The organism is uncultured Bacteroides sp. (assembly GCF_910585845.1).
In the GTDB taxonomy this organism is placed as follows: domain Bacteria; phylum Bacteroidota; class Bacteroidia; order Bacteroidales; family Bacteroidaceae; genus Bacteroides.
On sequence record NZ_CAJUHF010000025.1, the window covers coordinates 21,968 to 40,006 of the forward strand.

Annotated in this window: 13 protein-coding genes, 1 tRNA gene and 1 pseudogene; 12 read left to right on the forward strand and 3 right to left on the reverse strand. The window is 42.8% G+C overall.

The window, feature by feature from the left end:
* Positions 1-40 precede the first annotated feature (40 nt).
* The 4 genes from QZ323_RS08700 to QZ323_RS08715 all read left to right on the forward strand — a co-directional run bounded on the left by QZ323_RS08700 (position 41) and on the right by QZ323_RS08715 (position 3,078).
* Positions 41-448 carry a hypothetical protein gene (locus tag QZ323_RS08700; protein WP_294634213.1) on the forward strand — a complete coding sequence of 136 codons (408 nt, stop codon included), beginning with the start codon at positions 41-43 and terminating at the stop codon, positions 446-448.
* A 110-nt stretch (positions 449-558) separates the two neighbouring features.
* On the forward strand, positions 559-1,050 hold the full coding sequence (locus QZ323_RS08705) for a hypothetical protein (RefSeq protein ID WP_294634214.1): 492 nt from the start codon (positions 559-561) through the stop codon (positions 1,048-1,050).
* Between the two features lie 318 nt (positions 1,051-1,368).
* Positions 1,369-2,118: a porin family protein gene (locus QZ323_RS08710; RefSeq protein ID WP_294634215.1), complete on the forward strand. Its 750-nt coding sequence runs from the start codon at positions 1,369-1,371 to the stop codon at positions 2,116-2,118.
* A gap of 573 nt (positions 2,119-2,691) precedes the next feature.
* Positions 2,692-3,078, forward strand: a complete 387-nt coding sequence (locus QZ323_RS08715; RefSeq protein ID WP_294634216.1) for a hypothetical protein — start codon at positions 2,692-2,694, stop codon at positions 3,076-3,078.
* A 514-nt stretch (positions 3,079-3,592) separates the two neighbouring features.
* Here QZ323_RS08715 and QZ323_RS08720 read toward each other — a convergent pair.
* From QZ323_RS08720 to QZ323_RS08730, 3 genes and pseudogenes are all read right to left on the reverse strand, one after another.
* Positions 3,593-4,532, reverse strand: a pseudogene (locus QZ323_RS08720) (glycoside hydrolase family 43 protein); the annotation flags it as partial.
* A 105-nt stretch (positions 4,533-4,637) separates the two neighbouring features.
* Positions 4,638-7,559: a TonB-dependent receptor gene (locus QZ323_RS08725; RefSeq protein ID WP_294634217.1), complete on the reverse strand. Its 2,922-nt coding sequence runs from the start codon at positions 7,557-7,559 to the stop codon at positions 4,638-4,640.
* A gap of 100 nt (positions 7,560-7,659) precedes the next feature.
* A complete protein-coding gene (locus tag QZ323_RS08730; protein ID WP_294634218.1) occupies positions 7,660-8,073 on the reverse strand; it encodes a hypothetical protein in 414 nt (137 codons plus the stop codon).
* A gap of 124 nt (positions 8,074-8,197) precedes the next feature.
* Here QZ323_RS08730 and aroB point away from each other — a divergent pair, with 124 nt between their 5' ends.
* The 8 genes from aroB to QZ323_RS08770 all read left to right on the forward strand — a co-directional run bounded on the left by aroB (position 8,198) and on the right by QZ323_RS08770 (position 18,039).
* Positions 8,198-9,259 (forward strand): 3-dehydroquinate synthase, encoded by a 1,062-nt coding sequence (gene aroB / locus QZ323_RS08735; protein WP_294634219.1) that lies wholly within the window; start codon positions 8,198-8,200, stop codon positions 9,257-9,259.
* Positions 9,260-9,563: 304 nt separating this feature from the next.
* A tRNA-Pro gene (locus QZ323_RS08740) sits at positions 9,564-9,637 on the forward strand.
* A 389-nt stretch (positions 9,638-10,026) separates the two neighbouring features.
* Complete coding sequence (locus QZ323_RS08745) at positions 10,027-11,235, forward strand: site-specific integrase (protein WP_294634220.1); 1,209 nt, start codon at positions 10,027-10,029, stop codon at positions 11,233-11,235.
* Positions 11,236-11,788: 553 nt separating this feature from the next.
* On the forward strand, positions 11,789-12,373 hold the full coding sequence (locus tag QZ323_RS08750) for a DUF3575 domain-containing protein (protein WP_294634221.1): 585 nt from the start codon (positions 11,789-11,791) through the stop codon (positions 12,371-12,373).
* A gap of 12 nt (positions 12,374-12,385) precedes the next feature.
* Positions 12,386-13,816, forward strand: coding sequence for a DUF3868 domain-containing protein (locus tag QZ323_RS08755; RefSeq protein WP_294634222.1), 1,431 nt, complete (start codon positions 12,386-12,388; stop codon positions 13,814-13,816).
* Between the two features lie 19 nt (positions 13,817-13,835).
* A complete protein-coding gene (locus QZ323_RS08760; RefSeq protein WP_294634223.1) occupies positions 13,836-15,533 on the forward strand; it encodes an Mfa1 family fimbria major subunit in 1,698 nt (565 codons plus the stop codon).
* A 252-nt stretch (positions 15,534-15,785) separates the two neighbouring features.
* Positions 15,786-16,808 (forward strand): FimB/Mfa2 family fimbrial subunit, encoded by a 1,023-nt coding sequence (locus QZ323_RS08765; RefSeq protein WP_294634224.1) that lies wholly within the window; start codon positions 15,786-15,788, stop codon positions 16,806-16,808.
* A gap of 37 nt (positions 16,809-16,845) precedes the next feature.
* The gene (locus QZ323_RS08770) at positions 16,846-18,039 is read left to right on the forward strand and encodes a hypothetical protein (RefSeq protein ID WP_294634225.1); all 1,194 of its coding nucleotides are present in this window, start codon (positions 16,846-16,848) and stop codon (positions 18,037-18,039) included.

Below are 18,039 nucleotides of genomic sequence, written 5' to 3' on the forward strand. Positions count from 1 at the left end.
TTTTATAATCAGTGAGAGTATACCAGCTCAAGTATATACAATGAGAAATAAAGATGAAAATATCCCCCTATATATCTTAAATGAAGTTGAAAAAATGGGAATAGATGAGAACCCGATTCTAACCGAATTAGAAGGCAAATATTTTAATGCTATTTTTCAAATAAGCAGAGCTGAGTTTGATTTCAACGGAAAAAAAGTAGCGTTCCTTACCGGCAATATTGGCAACGTCGAAAGCAACAAGAAAAAATATTTTATAGCTGAGAGACAAAGATTAGAAATCTCAAATGATTCTTGTTCCCATTATTGGGGTACATTGTACGTTTTTGATATTACCCAGAAAGAAAAAAGCGGAGGATACGATGCAGCGATTGTCGATATTAATAAAAAGATGAACTCAACACAAGAGATTGTTAATAGATTGAGAAGATTACGTAAGAAAAATCCCTAACTGTCCAGTCAGGAAAAACAATATTAAGTAGAAAGTTATAAATCGGATCAAAAACGAATGATGAAAATCGCACTTTAATAAAGCATATTATTTAAAGACACATACGCCACATGATAGTAATAAAGAACAAACAAATAGAAGTGATAGATTTAGATTTTCTAAAAAGAAAGTATAATGCAATCATTGCCCATGACAATGAATTGCATTCAAGTTTGTTGATCAGACATTCTGTTATCGACAAGTTTGATTTACCGGCTACTACCTTTCACGCTGAAGTAATTATTCAAGACTGTATCATTAAAAAAGTCACACTTCCCTATTGCTGGTTCGAAGCTGGATTAAAGTTTACGAATAATACCATTCTGCAAGAAACGAATTTTGAGGCCGGAGGACACAACCAAAAAGCATTTATAATGAAAGGGAATATATTTCACGGCTTTCTGAACTTCTTCGACTGTCAATTCGGGGAAACGGTTTATTTCTCCAACAACACTCTGTTGAAAGGTTGTAACCTGTTAGGGAATAAAGGAGAAGGTTATGAAATCATATTCGATAATGGAATTATTCAGAAAGGAAATATAGGGAGGCTTGATTTGGAATAAAACCAATGTATAAATTCATCGTTAAAAAGAGAATATCAATAAAGATTCAATTCTAAAAGTAATATGGAAGAAATAGTTAACAAAAACATTATATTGTTTAGTCTCGCACTTGAGTATGACATTATAGACATCCCTGTCATTACCTCTTGGGCCGATAACTATATTCTAAACAATGAATTACTTTTAGGATAATTCAAAAAACGTACACTGCATCATATTATTTACTTATCCATTTGCTTGCATATCCTATTTTTTTAGAATATATTGCGAACGTTTTCTTAATATCTAATTTTAAACAATTTACTAAAACAAAAAATTATGAAAAAGCACATTCTATTTGCTCTATTCCTGAGTTTGGCAACCTCTATCTGCTATTCACAAGTGAAAATCAACGTACAGGGTGGTGCCGGTATCAATGGCATCACAAAGGAAGAAGTCTACAAGGCCAACTTCGGATACCGTTTCGGTGTAGGAGTGGAAATTCCTTTGGTTCGTACTTGGTCGTTACAGACGGGGCTGCAATTCCTGAACAGAAAAAGTACTGCTGATGAATCTGTATTTGGATACACCCTATATGAAGGGGAAGAAGTCGCGCTTTATCAAAAGGTAAAATCCACAATAAACGCCGTCTATCTCCAGCTTCCGGTGAAGATAGCAACTTGTCTGCCTATAGGCAAAAATTGCGGTCTGCAAATAAGTGCAGGACCATACATTGCATACGGCATCGGAGGAAGTACCGATGGGGATGTATGGCAAGAACCGCATTGGAACAGCAGCGACTTAGTTACACCGGGAAAAGATTTAGCTGCTCACATGGAGTTCAAATTTGATACTTTCGATAAAAACGGTGGTCTGAAACGTCTGGACATCGGTCTGAGTGTCGGAGCGGATTTCAAATATAAGTCTTTCTTCGTTGGTTGCGGAGTGGAATACGGACTTCTTCCCATCGACAAGGAATTCCCCAAGAACATGCTCAAGGCCACCTTGAATGGAGACCAGACAATGGTTGCTCCCCATAACTTCGGAGTGGAATTTCACGTAGGTTACTGCTTCAGCTTGGGGAAATAAAACAATCATAACTGATACGATTGATATTCAACTTCTCCAACAAACAGATGATTCTCTTTCAGTCGGACTGTATATCCGGCTGAAAGAAGACAAACCTGTTCCATTCGATTTAACATGGACTTTTTCAATTTCATCTTTGTAGCATTCTACCGTTCAATAGACAGGTTGGACAATTCATTTGTGAAAATAATGCCTTTGCAAAAGGATACATTATTCTCAAGTATATGGTGTATCGCTTTTTCCCAAGCTATGAACTTATTTACACTATATGGAACAACCGTTATTCTATTAAAACGACCTGATTATTTTACAATAAGCATCCCTTTATGTATATCCATAATCACCACATACCTATTTAACTATCTCTATTTTCAGAAAACTGGAAGATACAAGCAGCTATTGTCAAATATTAAAATAAAGAAGTACTGGTACGTAATAACCTATTGTTATATGATTCTTTCTACGTTCCTCGCATTTTCCATAGTGATTTGGTACAAATATCTGACTACAGGATATATCTAATTCAATAACATACCTATGATACATTTTTACAATAAGAACAGAGAGATGATCATGCTATTACATGATTTTTCTTTTGACAACCGAGAAGAGCAAGTCATGAAATTTTCCGCAAACATTTCTTTTGCCTTTTATAAAGCTTCACGGATTATAGAGGATTTCGAGTGGTATATCGAAATGTTTCTAACTGACTTACAGTTACTTTATAATGAGAAAAGAAATTCAGCACGGTTTATCCCTATAGAGAGACAAATTGAAATTTATCTTAAACGATGTGATGAGTTTGGTCATATCGATGTATCTATAAAATTGAATCATTTTGATATCGATCAAACGATGTATGAATCAAGCTTAATTGTCAACTACAGAATAGATCAATCTTTTCTGCCTGAATTGATCAAAGAGTTTTCTGAAGTAGTAAAACGTGCAAAGCATAATTAGAAAACGCCTCCTTTTTATATAAAAACAAAGCATTCAATACAATATTACGAAGCATTTAATATAACGTAACAAAGCGTTTATACTGCATAAAACAGAGTGTTCCATAGGATGAAACAAAGTGTTCCGTAGTAAGAAACAAAGTGTTTCATAGGATAAAACAGAGTATTTCATAGGACAAAACAAAGTGTTCTACAGCAAGAAAACAAAGTGTTCACATAGGAAAAACAAAGTGTTCACAACTATGAACCAAGTATTTATATCTATAATAAACAAATAGATAATTTAGAGTTATCCTTATAAATATATACCCCTTGCAGGCGGCTTGCAGATACTTTATCTGCAAGGCATCTGCAAGGGATATCTGCAAGCCTATAACATATTGATTCACAAAAAGATAACTACCAAATCCTTGCAGATGGCAGATAAAACGAGAAAAAAACTATGGGAGGAGGAGTGGGAAAAGAAGCAAGGAAGATGTGCACCAAACACACCTCCCTTGCCATATTTATTTGTGAAGCAACTTACGGAGTACAGCCTTATCTACCGGAAAAGCAGTGCCATGACGGGTTCCCTGAGGGAAAGAGACCTGGTCGGATATGTCTTCCCACGTCTTACCGTGGTCGCGGCTGCGGACAGCACCATACTTATGGTTACGGTATTTATCAAAATAGACATAAAGGTCGTCACCCACGAAAAGCGGTGCAGGACCCTCACACCAATAGTCGCCCGTAATAGAACACCTCTACAGGGAATCCGTCCTCTATCCGCGCAACGCGTGTCACCCGCAGGTTCTTCTCCGCCGGAAGCGAATTTTCATTCTTCACCACCATTATCAGATCCTTCATCTCCGGATCGCGCACAATAGCTGCATCAATCACGCTGAAGTCGGGATTGAAAAACAACTTGGTTTCGGAGAAAGTGTTGAAATCCTTAGTGGTCACGTAGTAGATGCGATGGTTCAGCCCCTTCTCGCTTTCGATGACCGGCACTTCTTTGTGACGCCCCGGAATGGTCGTCGCCCAAAAGATGTAATAGGTCTGCGAAGGTTCGTCATAAAACAGTTCGGGAGCCCAGCAGTTGTGTGCAGTCGGTTCGTGCATCATCACCGGAATGGAACGCTGCTCGCTCCAATGAATCAGATCGGGGGAGGAAGCATAACCGATGATACGGTCCGTCCAACTGGAAGTCCAAACCATGTGGAAGGTGCCGTCCGGCGCTTGGCAGATGCTGGGATCACGCATCAGGCGGTCCTTTCCTACTGTAGGCGCCAAGAAAGATTTCCCATCATTTAGAGGAGTCCATGTCAGTCCATCCAGACTATATGCCAGATGCAACCCGTCACGACTGTCATTGATGAAATAAGAAAACAAATAGGCTGTATCGCCGCCTCCGGCAAATAATAGTCCCGGAGCGGCAAATAACAAGCTCAATAAACAGAATAATAATCTCTTCATGTGTATAACGATTTAACTGTTAGCACACAAAAATAGATATAAATCGCGATTTATAGGTATGAATGGAAAGAAAAATAACTCCTAAAGAGGAATTCCTTCTTCACATCAGAATCTTCTTCCTCCAAATCCTCCGGGACGTCCGCCAGGACCACCAGGACCTCCAAAGCCACCACGCCCGAATCCACCTCTCTCTTGCATCTTCTCGCGGGCCGCCTTATTACCGAAGATATTCAAACGGTAGATGAAATGCAACATACAATAGCTGTTGACACCATTATATTCGGAAACCGAACGTCCGTCTGCAGTCAACGAACGGCTGATGTTGCTCTGCTGTCTCAGAATATCGTACATCTCGAAACTTACAGTAGCGGCACCCTTCAAGAAAGTCTGCGAAAGTTGGGCATTCCAAATCAACTCATTGCGGTTCATACTTGCATCCGTATAACCGCGACGGCTTTGATTGGCTATGTTCGTAGTGAAAGTCATGTTCCAAGGAGCCATCAACTGCGTATTGGTACCGTATGAGAACGTATAAGGCGACTGATTGTTGTCCGGACGCAGTTTGTTTCGCTCGGAGGTATAAGAGACAGAACCATTCAGACCAAACTCAAACCAATCGTTACGATAGGCAGCGTTCAGACGTTCGCCCACCGTCAGACCGGTTGTCGTGTTCTTATCATCCACACGGGTTTCCTGATTGTACAGATACGACACATTGTTCTGATAATTGATATTGGAAAAAGAATTGATGGTGTATTTCTTATTCTTTAATGCCGTATTGAAACCGAACATACCATATACATTCCAGTTGCCATTGATGTTTTTCGGAGTAGTGATGCGACCACCGGTTTCTTCATTATACTCCGTACTGTTGCTGATGCTGTTTTGAGTAGATGAAAAGCCGGCATGCGTCATGATACCCCGTTGGCGTTCTGCATTATACGTATTGTAGAACAAACGCATGGTGTGCGTAAAGGAAGGCTTCAAACCCGGATTACCGACACGGATATTCAGCGGATTGGAGTTGTCTACAATCGGCAATAGATTCTCCATGCTCGGCTGGCCTGTGCGTCCGCGATAGTTGAAACGTAACTGGCTCATTTTGGAGAAACGATAACGGAAGTCAATATTCGGAGCAAAGTTGAATACCGAGCGGGTAGTATCTATCATGTAGTCTCCTTTCTTGTATGAAAGTTTGGAACTTTGCGGTTGGAAAGACATTCCTGCACTCAACTGATACTTCTGACGGAGGAAACGCAATGATACGGATGCATCATGATTATAATATCTGTATTCGGCATACTTACCTAAACTATCTACTGCATGGTTCTCATAACCGGCAGGCAGTTGATCGCCAAGTCCCCATTCCGGATTGATACCATACAAATCGTACGTCGTCTTGTCGCTCTCACTGTATTTATACTGGAACTGATAGCTGAATTGCAGGAATGTAGCCTTGGCAATCGGTTCGCTGTAAGTGATCTGTGCACTATAATTATAGTTATTGGTGGGGGTAGTGATGAACTGGTTACGGATCAACATAGAATCCGGGTTAGTAGGAATCTGATAATAACGTGTCATAGATTCCGTATATTGGTCATTGTCATTATCCCCATAGCCAAAGCGTCCGCGGAATGTGATATTGCGCCCCTTGTTGTTCAGTTTCCGGTTGATCTGCAACGTTGCATCCGTCGAAATACTTTTGCTGTTGGTCAGCGTACCGCTGTTGGTAGCATTCACACGAATATCCTTCAACGGGTCACCGGAATCCAGAAAATCGAAATCCAGAAAATCATTCGGATTGGCAATCAAACTGAACGGGTCGGCATTGAAGGTTCCCGACAATGAAGTAGATCCATTGTTCGTCTTTCCGTATGAGAAGTTCGGACGGAAAATGATATTCGTCAATGTGTCCGGTTTCCACTCCATGCGGAAATCGGCTCTGAATGTTGTATTTCGATTCCGGTTAGCAGAATTAGAATTGGAGTAAGAATTACCGTTCTGCAGGAAACGTTCGGACGAATTGATGTTTATGATATCGGCATTGTTATGATTGTATTGCGCACTACCGCCCAACTCTATTTTTTTGTTTTCGGTAGCGAAACTAATGCCCAATTCTTTAGGAGCATTCAGACCATTGTTGCGACGCCAGCGCGGACCTCCACCGCCGCCCGAAAATCCTTGATTGTTTACATTGTTGGCAGAACCGATAAGCGTAATCTGCGTTTTGTCCACAAAATGACTCAGGTTCATACGTCCTGCATAGCGGTCTTCAGTACCCACGGCAGCATCAGCATTACCAAACCAGCCTCTGTTCATGCCCTTCTTCACAGTCAGGTCGAGCACGGTTTCCTCCTCACCATCGTCAATACCTGTGATTCGCGCCAAGTCCGACTGCTTATCGTATGTCTTCAGTTTGTCGATCATCTCTACCGGAAGGTTCTTCAAGCCCGTCTTCACATCTCCGCCAAAGAACTCTTTTCCGTCCACCATGATCTTTTTCAACTCCTTGCCGTTTATCTTCACATTACCGTCGTCGTCAACTTCGGCACCGGGAAGTTTCTTCACAAGTTCTTCGAGCATGGCGCCCTCAGGCGTACGATAGGCAGTGGAGTTATACACCAACGTATCTTCCACAACCTGCACCTGCGGTGCTTCTGCAGTAATCACCGCTTCTGCCAGCATCACCGCATCTGTTTTTAAGGAGATTGTACCCACGTTCTTGTCGGGGGCTTGTGCCGACAACTGCAACGGAAGCAGTTCGGGCTGGAAACCGATATAAGAAACCTTCAACACATATTTCCCTGCTTTTACTTTAGGAAGAGAAAAATATCCTTGTTGTGTCGTTGCGATACCTGCTGCCAATGCACTGTCTGGCAATGAAAGTAACTGTACGGTTGCCTGTACGGCAGGTTCTTTGGTGTCATTCTCAATAACCCGTCCTGCCACTGTAATGTTTTTAGTCTGTGAGAATACGGAAAGCGTTGTTGTCAGCAATAACGCCGTTCCGATAATTACTTTTTTCATGCGCCTGTTTTTTATGAAACAAAATGTCTGTTTTTACACTGTTCCATTTGACAGACTTAATCCTAAAAAGTTTAATGAGGCTTAAACAAAAATATTCAAATTATCGATGTTCGTGCTTAAATAATCTATCAACTCCCGCTTTTTTTATACCAAATTCCAAGCAGAGCACATTCAAAAAGAGGAAGATCAGGAAAGAGGAAGAATCTATGTTCACGATGTCCCCTATAGCCACCCGGTAGAGCATGCCGCCAAAGACATACAACACTGTAAGGAACATTGCATTGCGTACCGCCTTGTTACGTATTTTCTCCGTCTCCTTATTCTCGTCTTTCGTCAGTGCAAAGATGATCATCAGAGCTCCCAACATCATCAACAACTTGGCACATTCCTTATAAAACAGAAGATTGGTATCCGTCACTCCTCCCATCATATAGAAAATCATCGGAATGAACAAAGCCAACGCAATCACAAAATACCCTAACGGACGACAATATACTGGAAATAACGCTTTCATAAGATGAAATGATTTATAATTTATGATTTATTTTAATGATGCAAAGGTAACATTTATTGCCGAAAGAACTATCTTTGCCTCGAAATAAATCATAAATTGCAAATCATAACTTATAATTCCTCTCATGAAGAAACAAGAAGTAATCCTCTGCAAAAAGTTGGAAAACGATCTGTCAAATGCCATCAGAAAATGTTCTCCTGACAAGCTATTCATCCTGACCGACGAACACACTCACTGCCTCTGCTTACCGCACACCAAAGATATCCCAGCTTTAAAGGAAGCCACAGAAATCATTATCGGTGCCGAAGACCTCCACAAGAATCTAGAAACCTTGGCTTCCGTATGGCAAGCCCTGAGCGAACAGGGTGCTACCCGCCATTCACTATTGATCAATCTGGGCGGCGGCATGGTGACCGATTTGGGTGGTTTCGCTGCTTCTACCTTCAAGCGAGGTATTGCCTATATCAATATTCCTACCACTTTACTGGCCATGGTGGATGCCTCTGTGGGAGGCAAAACAGGTATCAACTTCAACGGACTGAAGAATGAAATTGGTGTCTTCTCCCCTGCCTCGTCAGTGCTTATAGAAACGGAATTTCTGCGCAGCCTCGATGACCGTAATTTCTTTTCCGGTTATGCCGAGATGCTGAAGCATGGGCTTATCAGTACTCCGGCACATCTGGCGGAGTTACTGGCTTTCGATACTGAAAAGATAGATTATGCGGCATTGAAATCGATGGTCGGCCGCTCTGTACAGGTCAAAGAGAACATTGTGGAGCAAGATCCGTTGGAACACGGCATCCGCAAGGCACTGAATCTGGGGCATACCGTAGGTCATGCTTTCGAAAGTCTTGCACTTTCCGAAGGCCGTCCTGTATTACACGGGTATGCCGTTGCATGGGGAATCGTCTGCGAACTATACCTTTCTTATATAAAAACCGGTTTTCCGAAAGAGAAAATGAGGCAAACCATACAGTTCATCAAAGAGCATTACGGTGCTTTTATTTTCAACTGTAAGCAATACGACCAACTGTATGAATTGATGAAGCACGACAAGAAGAACAGTGCCGGCATCATCAACTTCACCCTGCTGAAGGAAGTAGGTGACATCAGCCTCAACCAAACTGCAGACAAAAATACAATCCTCGAAATGTTCGATTTCTACAGGGAGTGCATGGGGCTATAAGCTCCATGTAGTGCCTTGCAACACAAACGATTATTTCTTCCCCATCCCAAATTAGGAAAAGAACATTCGAACACATAAAAAAGAGTTTGAATAAAAAACATCTATTTTGCACTGTGTAGGATACCACATAACCCCCGAAACAGCCTTGAATTTATTTAGAATATTGTCTAAATAGTAGTTTTTAACACAACCGTATTATATTGATAGAAAGCTACATACAGCAATCATGAAATACACACACATACATTTTCACAGCGATTTATTTGCAAATTCAAAATAAAGCTGTACTTTTGCATCCGCAATTCGGGATGTAGCTCAGCCCGGTAGAGTACGCGTCTGGGGGGCGTGTGGTCGCAAGTTCGAATCTTGTCATCCCGACTACCGATAAAGCATTGATAATCGAAAGATTGTCGATGCTTTTTGTTTTTAATGACAATACCCTGTTTACCTCAGTTTAATGGTCGAAATTAAACCAAGAATTAAACCAAATTCTGGGTCAGCGGATTTTCCCGATGGGCAGGGAAATCCGCTGACCTCTAGTTTCTGTAATCTGTTACAAGCATAAAGTACATTATTCCACACAACATCCTCATTATCACTACATATATTCTTCTTCCATAATACGCAATAGAGCATCAGCACTTATTGAGTCATTTACATTGTATCCCTTCTAGTCCAAAGTAACTTTGCAAACGAAAGGAAAGACAGGCTCAAGCCGAAAGGCAATCAAAGAATGCTGAATAAAATTCAAACAGGCTCTATAATTTATGGCAACAGTAAGAAGCAAATTCCGTGCATCCTCTTCCGAAACGAAAGAAGGCACATTGTTCTATCAAGTGATTCACAACCGGGTGGCCAGGCAGATCCACACCGATTATAAACTGCGCCTACAAGAATGGGATGCAGAAAATAAGGAAATCATTTTTCCTCCCGACATCGGAGAGGTACGCCGAAACTATCTGGTTTCCTTGAAAAATGCCATACAGGAAGACACGAAACGACTGAAAAATGTTATCCTACGCCTTGAGCATGAGAGAAACAGCTATACGGCAGAAGATGTAGTGACCACATACCTCACACCAGCAGACAACCGCTGCTTCATCTCCTTTGCCCGAAACCTTGTCGAACAGTTAAAGCAAATCGGAAGACGGTGTACGGCAGAGACCTACACGACAACCATCAATAGTTTCGCAAGATTCAGGAAAAAACGCGATATCTTCTTAGACGACATGGATTCCGAGTTGATGACGGCATACGAAACATACCTTAAATCAATCGACATCTGTCCGAACAGTATATCCTTTTACATGCGCAATCTCCGGGCAATCTACAACCGTGCTGTAGACAAGGAACTGACCGTGCAGCGTCATCCGTTCAAACATGTCTATACCGGAATCGATAAGACCATCAAGCGAGCCGTGCCACTGAACGTCATCCGGCAGATACGCGACTTGGACTTAAGCCTGTATCCGGTGATGGATTACGCAAGAGATATCTTTATGTTCTCGTTCTACACACGTGGAATGTCATTTGTAGACATGGCATTCTTAAAAAAAAAGGACTTACAGAACGGTATACTCTCCTATCGTCGACACAAGACTCACCAACAGTTATTCATCAAATGGGAAAAGCCGATGCAGGAATTAATAGACAAATACGACACAACCGTCTCTCCTTATCTGTTGCCTATTATCAAATGCAACGGCAAAGATGAAAGACGCCAATACAAAAACGAAGCACACCGGATAAACAACAACTTGAAGAAAATCGGCAAACGTCTGGGATTGGGCATACCACTAACTACCTACGTCGCCCGCCACGGCTGGGCAAGCATTGCCAAAAGTAAAAATATCCCCATTGCCACAATCAGCGAGGCAATGGGACACGACTCGGAAACGACTACACGCATCTACCTTGCCTCTTTGGATACTTCAGTAGTGGACAAGGCAAACAGTCTTATCTTGAAATCCCTGTAAAAAAAGAATCTGGTAACCTCCGCCGTAAACAGTCTGCAAAGAGATGATTTACGGCGGAAGTATGTCATAACTGACTTGTTATGAGACATTACATTACTTGTTATGAGACATGAGACATAATGTAATTTCAGTTTAATTCCGCCAACGGGTTTTATCTATTTGTAATTTACCCTCAAGTTTAATATGACTCGACAAAGAAATGCTCTTCATATCAGGGAATATATCCAACCGAACCTCTTTGCCAAACGAAAGAAATGTGAAATAAATGTTGAGCAAAAACTCACTTCTCTCCATAAGAGAAGTATAGAGAGGACTGATATTTACAATGGATTGAAACACAGAGGAAATTAATTGTTTATGGATAAAATATGCTCAACAATTGATGCGTCAGGCGAAATAAAGTTAATACGATGGAAAAAAGTTACTTGTTTTACATCTCTTCTTCAACATATTTTATATATTTGCGCCCAATATACTTCTCTTATGGAGAGAAGTATACCAAAAGAGGTATAATTGCAAAAAACAAAGAATAAATAATAGAGGACAAATAAGAATGAAACGAGTCATTTTACTTCTGACAATCGTCATTGCCGGTACGTATCAAACTGTCTGGGGGCAAAATGTAGCGGTAAAGACCAACCTGCTTTCCGATGCGATCTTAAGCCCGAACTTGGGTATTGAAATCGGCCTTGCTCCAAAGTGGACGTTGGACGTAACCGGACAGTTTAACGGATGGAACCTCTCGCATGACAGAAAGTGGAAGCATTGGGCAATTCAACCCGAAGCCCGCTACTGGCTGTGTGACCGTTTTGGTGCGCATTTTTTTGGCGCGCATCTGCACGGCGGACAGTACAACATCGGCGGATTCAACGGCAAAATCAACTTGTTGGGAACGGATGCCCGCAAGCTGAAAGATTCCCGCTACCAAGGCTGGTTCATAGGCGCGGGTGTGGCATACGGCTATGCATGGCTTCTCGGTCAGCATTGGAACTTGGAGGCGGAGATCGGTATCGGCTATTCCTATACCCGCTATGACCAGTTCCGTTGTGCGGGATGTGGAAAAAAAGTGAAAACAAACAAGCCGCACCATTACGTGGGCCCCACGAAAGCGGCCGTCAACTTGGTTTATCTATTCTAAAATGCAACGAACATGAAAAGGACGATATTCATACTGGCAATCCTGCTGGGCATGGGAAATATACCCGACGCAGTGGCGCAAGATACAAAAAACATCCTACCCGGTGTTTCCATCGAGCATTTCGATATGAATCGCAACGGCAAATATCTTACCGTAGAGATGGACTTCGACCTGACGGAACTTGATGTGGACGCCAATCGTGCCGTACTGCTTACCCCACGATTGGTCAACGGAACTGATTCTCTGGACTTGCCGTCAATAGGTATTTACGGACGCCGCCGCTATTACTATTATATAAGAAATGGCATCAACACGATTTCGGGAGAATCGGAAATGGCCTTCCGGACATCGAAAAAGCCGGGAGAACTGGAGTACAACAAACCCATCATCTACGAGGACTGGATGGACGGAGCCACGCTCAAGCTCCACCGTAGCGACTGGGGGTGCTGCCAGGATATATTGGCAGAATACGACAGTGAGTTGGGACGGCACCAGGAAGCGTTTTTCCCCGAACTGGTATTTGTTCAGCCCAAAGCGGAAATCATGAAAACCCGTTCCTTGTCCGGCTCAGCATACATCGACTTCCCGGTAGACCAGACTGTGATCTATCCCGACTACCGTCGCAACACGGTAGAACTGGGCAAGATACAGGCTACCATCGACTCTGTGCGCAACGACAAGGATGTCACCATCACTTCCGTATGGTTGAAGGGTTTTGCCTCACCGGAAAGTCCCTACAAGCATAACACGGAACTTGCCATCGGACGTACTGCCGCGCTCAAAAAGCACATCGGACAGTTGTACCATTTTGCGGACAACATCATCCAAACCGATTACGAACCGGAGGACTGGGCAGGCTTGCGCCGCTACGTAGAGCAGTCGAACATCAATCACCGTAAAGAGATTTTAGCATTGATAGACAGCGATATGGAACCGGATGCCAAGGAAGCGAAAATCAAACGTACCTATCCCGAAGAGTACCGCTTCATGTTGCAGCATTTCTATCCGGCCTTGCGCCATACGGACTACCGCATAGACTACAACATCCGCATGTTCAGCGAGGTAGAAGAGATAAAGCGCATCATGGCAGAACGGCCACAGAAGTTAAGTCAGAACGAGTTCTACCTCGTTGCCGAAAAGTATGAACCCGGAACGGACGAGTTTACCGATGTCTTCGAGACAGCAGTGCGGATGTTCCCGAACGACGAAGTGGCTAACCTGAATGCAGCCAATGCCGCCATTCGCCGGGATGACTTTGCGACGGCACGCAAGTATCTTGATAAGGCGGGCGACTCTGCCGAGGTCGCTTACGCGCGTGCTGCACTTGCCGTACGGGAGGGAGATTACGAAACGGCACGCCAATACCTGAATCAGGCGAAAGAGATGGGACTGGAAAAGGCCGGCCTCACACTGGAAGAACTGGAAAATAGACGCAAAAAATAAACTTCTAAATTAAAACAATATGAGACTAAAAAAATTATTTATGCCAATGTTTGTCGGATTGGCGTTCGTTGGTTGTTCAAATGGAGAGGATTTTAATCCTGGTAATGATAATGAAACAAATGAGGATCCCAAGTATCTGACTGTAAGTATTAATACAACAGGTACTATGACACGTGCCACTACTTCAGACGGAGAATACGAAGCTGGCACTGGCGAAGAAAACAAGGTAACAAGTGTACGTTTCTATTTTCTCGATGAAAATAACGCCGTGATTAACGTAAAGAAAAGTACTGGTGAAAATTGGGTGAACTACTACGATGTCGATTCTCCAAACTCTAAAGGAGACGATATGAATAACGTAGAAAAAATCCTCAAAGCAACTTTGGTAATTCAGTCCCAAAAGGGTGACAAATTACCCTCTTCCATTATGGCTGTACTGAATCCTACAGCTGAACTCAAAAAGGAGGGTTCAATGGGTTTGGCTGCTCTGAATAACTTTATTAAAGACTTTAGTACGACTACCACAAACTTCCTGATGAGTAATTCTGTTTATGCCAAAGATGGTACTAAAATGGAAGCTGTAAGTGTAGATAACCATCTCTATACTACTGCCGATGCAGCAGAAGCCGACCCTGTTATCATTCACGTAGAACGCGTGCTTGCAAAGACTCGTTTGACTGTTGGTTTGACTGCAGTGACTTTAGAAAACGGCGTAAAAATTTATAAAACTACCAAATCAGGCACGAAAGAAACAGAGACATTCAAAGGTGAGGATATTTATGTAAAATTCTTAGGATGGAACGTAACTGCTACTACCAATAAATCACGTTTGTTGAAAGAGATCAATCCAGCATGGAAGTCAGATTTGTTCAGTAATAGTATTCTTTGGAATACTGCAGACTATTGTCGCTCTTTCTGGGCTGTAAACCCTACTGGAATAGAGTATAAATACGGTAATTTTACAAACCATGCACAGGATATCAAAGATTTCGATGCCGGCACAGATGAGAATCCTAAAGTAAATTACACTTATTTGCAGGAAAACGCTTCGGATGACTCTAAGAATGGAACCGATCCTACAACTCCTTCACAGGTAATTATTGCTGCACAACTTGTTAACGAAAAAGGTGTCGCAATGGAATTTGCAGAATATGCAGGTATCAGATATACAATCGATGGATTATTGAACAAATACGCTGAACTTGCCGATTTGTGGACAGTAAATGCTGCCGGAGATGGAAGAAGACAGATAACTCCAAATGATATTGAGCTGTTTACAGATGCGGATGAACATGATAATGAAACGCAAAAAGAAACAGAGAACCGTTATAAGGTATATGTCAAGCTAAAAGACGAAGCCACTATTTGGTATGCATCCGAAGACAAAACAGACAACACTCCTGTAAAAGCCAACGAAAGACTGAAAAGCATGGGTAGTGCCAAAGTCTGGAAAGGCGGTAACACCTACTACTATTTTGAAATTCATCATCAGAACGGCGAAGCTACAGCAGCAAATGCCAAAGGTAAGTACGGTGTGGTACGTAACCACGTCTATGCCGCTAATATTCACTCATTGGTCGGTTTAGGTACTCCGGTATATGATCCCGAAGAAGTTATCTATCCTGAGAAACCAGGAGGTGACGATACTTACATTGCTGCTGAAATAAGAATTCTCTCTTGGCGCATCGTAAATCAGAATATTGATTTAGAGTGGTAATTTATCATTAAATAATAAGATGAGGGTGTGCATAAAAACATAAAATGCACACCACCTTCTTTCAATCTTTCCCTTGGATTAGCAGACAAAGCACTCGCGTATCGGTGCAAAGAGAGATGCGTTTTTGGAAATCCTTGTAAGGTTTTTCCCACTTGAAATGGAAATTCATACTCCGGCAGTTGTCGGAGACTATATATGATGACAAAGATAAATGACATGAATATATCGGCTTGTATCAGAAATGCATGGCTTATGGCGATAGCTGTTTTGCTGTTTCCACTTGCCGCATGCAATGGAGTGATTTACGACGAAGAAGGCGACTGTTCAGTGTACTACCGCCTCAAGTTCCGCTACGATAGAAACCTGAAGTGGGCAGACGCTTTCGCCAACGAGGTCTCATCCGTTCATCTGTACGCCTTCGACCCGTCGGGCGTATTGGTATGGCAACAGGAAGAACAGGTAGACCCGTCAACCGCAGAGAACTACTCGATATTGCTCGACCTGCCTGCCGGCGACTATCAGCTATTGGCATGGTGCGGCCTTCGGAACGACGGCGAGCGCGAAGAATCCTTCTCCGTACCCGAAGCCCGTATCGGCGAGACTCGGATGGAACAATTGCAATGTGCATTGAACCGCAAGTACGATAAATCCGGCGCCTATAGCGAAGAAAGGCTTTACCGCCTATTTCATGGCACTTTGGATGTGTCGCTCCCCTCAAACGACGACGGAGGCAGCTACGACTACACCATGTACCTGACCAAGAACACCAACCACATCCGCGTCATCCTGCAACACCTTTCGGGAGAGGATGTAGATGTCAACCAGTTCAACTTCCGTATAGAAGACGAGAACGGGCTGATGGCTCATGACAACGAATTAATGGAAGATGAAAATATCACCTACCGCCCTTGGAAGACACAGAACGGCGAGGCAGGAGTGGGCAAAGAAGATACCCGTGCCACCATTAACGTAAAGGGTGCCATCGCCGACCTGACTGTGGGACGTCTGGTAGAAGCCCATCGTAAAGAAATGTTCCTTACCATCACCAACCAAGAGGGTGAAACAGTGGCACGCATCCCCGTGATAGACTACGCCCTGCTGGCAAAGGATTATTACGAAGAGGAATACAACCGTAGGATGACCGATCAGGAGTTCCTGGACCGCGAGGACGACTATGTGATGACATTCTTCCTCGACGAGAACAACAAATGGATCAGCAGCCAGATACTGATTCACTCTTGGCGGGTGGTATTGAGTAACATTGAAATTGAGTAACATTGAAATTGAATAATCAGAAAGAAGGATTGGACTGATGAAATCGAACATTATATATAGCATTGTAGTCTGCCTGGCGGCATTCGCACTGCCTTTTATGGTGGCGTGCAGCAGTCAGGAAGAATCCTTGCCGGACACTACGGAAGCTGCCCTGTTTCTGAATATCGAGCCACTTACACAAACGAGATCAGGACTGGCAGAGCCACTCGTCAACGAGAAGATGGGAAATGTGCGCGTCATAATCCTACATGAAAACGGAACAGTGGAACATAACCGGTACTATGAACTGGAGAGTGCAGAAGAAACAAAATACATCTTACTCAAGGTAACACCTAATGAAAAGAAAAAGATATTCCTTTTCGCCAACGAAAAGAGTGTATCCGCTGTGGAAGGTGTGACGGTGACAGAAGGTGGAACGACAGGAGACCAATCACTGACCGACTTCTTCAATCGTTACACAGAGAATAGTCCCGGCTTTGAAACCGAAATAAACAACCTTTACTTCACTCCGGACTATTCGAACAAGCCTATCCCCATGTCCTCCATGTATGAAATAGAGGTTCCTGAAAAAGGGAATGTCGAGAAGACGTTCTACGTAGTGCGTGTCGCCACTAAGTTCACAATAAACTTTATGAACTGGCGTGGCGAAGAAGTAATTGTGAACAAATTCACGTTACAGAAACATGCCGACAAGAACTTCTTGATGGCGCATGTCAATGATAGCGAACAGAACCGGACACTCTTCGACGGAAAAACGTGGATAGAATGGCTAAAGAAAGTCTCCGATGCCTCGTCTGAAGACGACACTAAAGACAGCACAGAAGCCGCCGGTTGGCTGAAAGACTATGATCTGCCGGCGCTGGCTGATAAGGAAAAAATCTACACCCACACCGAGGCTGTAACCATAAAAAAACCAAATGTTGATATAGACTACCCCGATAACTCAAAAGCAGGCGTAGCACAGAACGTATTCTATCTACCCGAGAGCATGAACCTCAAAGCAGGGGAACCGGTGCATGGCGAACAAGAGTACATCCTGACACTCCATATAAAAGAAGGAGAAAAAGAAAAAAAATTCACCCGTACGCTACCCAACTTGAAGGCTCTTTTCCGCAATACCCATGTTGTGGTGAACATAACTTTGAAAAACAGTATGGAAATCGTAGTAGATGTGATTCCTTACAGCGAAGTAAAACTTGATCCCATATTCGGATTGGACATTAAAGAATAA

Excerpts from the sequence above, each read along its gene's own strand:
- aroB (WP_294634219.1), top strand. The coding sequence starts at position 8,198 with ATGAAGAAACAAGAAGTAATCCTCTGCAAAAAGTTGGAAAACGATCTG.
- QZ323_RS08745 (WP_294634220.1), top strand. The coding sequence starts at position 10,027 with ATGGCAACAGTAAGAAGCAAATTCCGTGCATCCTCTTCCGAAACGAAA.
- QZ323_RS08700 (WP_294634213.1), top strand. The coding sequence starts at position 41 with ATGAGAAATAAAGATGAAAATATCCCCCTATATATCTTAAATGAAGTT.
- QZ323_RS08730 (WP_294634218.1), bottom strand. The coding sequence starts at position 8,073 with ATGAAAGCGTTATTTCCAGTATATTGTCGTCCGTTAGGGTATTTTGTG.
- QZ323_RS08760 (WP_294634223.1), top strand. The coding sequence starts at position 13,836 with ATGAGACTAAAAAAATTATTTATGCCAATGTTTGTCGGATTGGCGTTC.
- QZ323_RS08710 (WP_294634215.1), top strand. The coding sequence starts at position 1,369 with ATGAAAAAGCACATTCTATTTGCTCTATTCCTGAGTTTGGCAACCTCT.
- QZ323_RS08705 (WP_294634214.1), top strand. The coding sequence starts at position 559 with ATGATAGTAATAAAGAACAAACAAATAGAAGTGATAGATTTAGATTTT.
- QZ323_RS08770 (WP_294634225.1), top strand. The coding sequence starts at position 16,846 with ATGAAATCGAACATTATATATAGCATTGTAGTCTGCCTGGCGGCATTC.
- QZ323_RS08765 (WP_294634224.1), top strand. The coding sequence starts at position 15,786 with ATGGCGATAGCTGTTTTGCTGTTTCCACTTGCCGCATGCAATGGAGTG.
- QZ323_RS08750 (WP_294634221.1), top strand. The coding sequence starts at position 11,789 with ATGAAACGAGTCATTTTACTTCTGACAATCGTCATTGCCGGTACGTAT.
- QZ323_RS08755 (WP_294634222.1), top strand. The coding sequence starts at position 12,386 with ATGAAAAGGACGATATTCATACTGGCAATCCTGCTGGGCATGGGAAAT.
- QZ323_RS08725 (WP_294634217.1), bottom strand. The coding sequence starts at position 7,559 with ATGAAAAAAGTAATTATCGGAACGGCGTTATTGCTGACAACAACGCTT.
- QZ323_RS08715 (WP_294634216.1), top strand. The coding sequence starts at position 2,692 with ATGCTATTACATGATTTTTCTTTTGACAACCGAGAAGAGCAAGTCATG.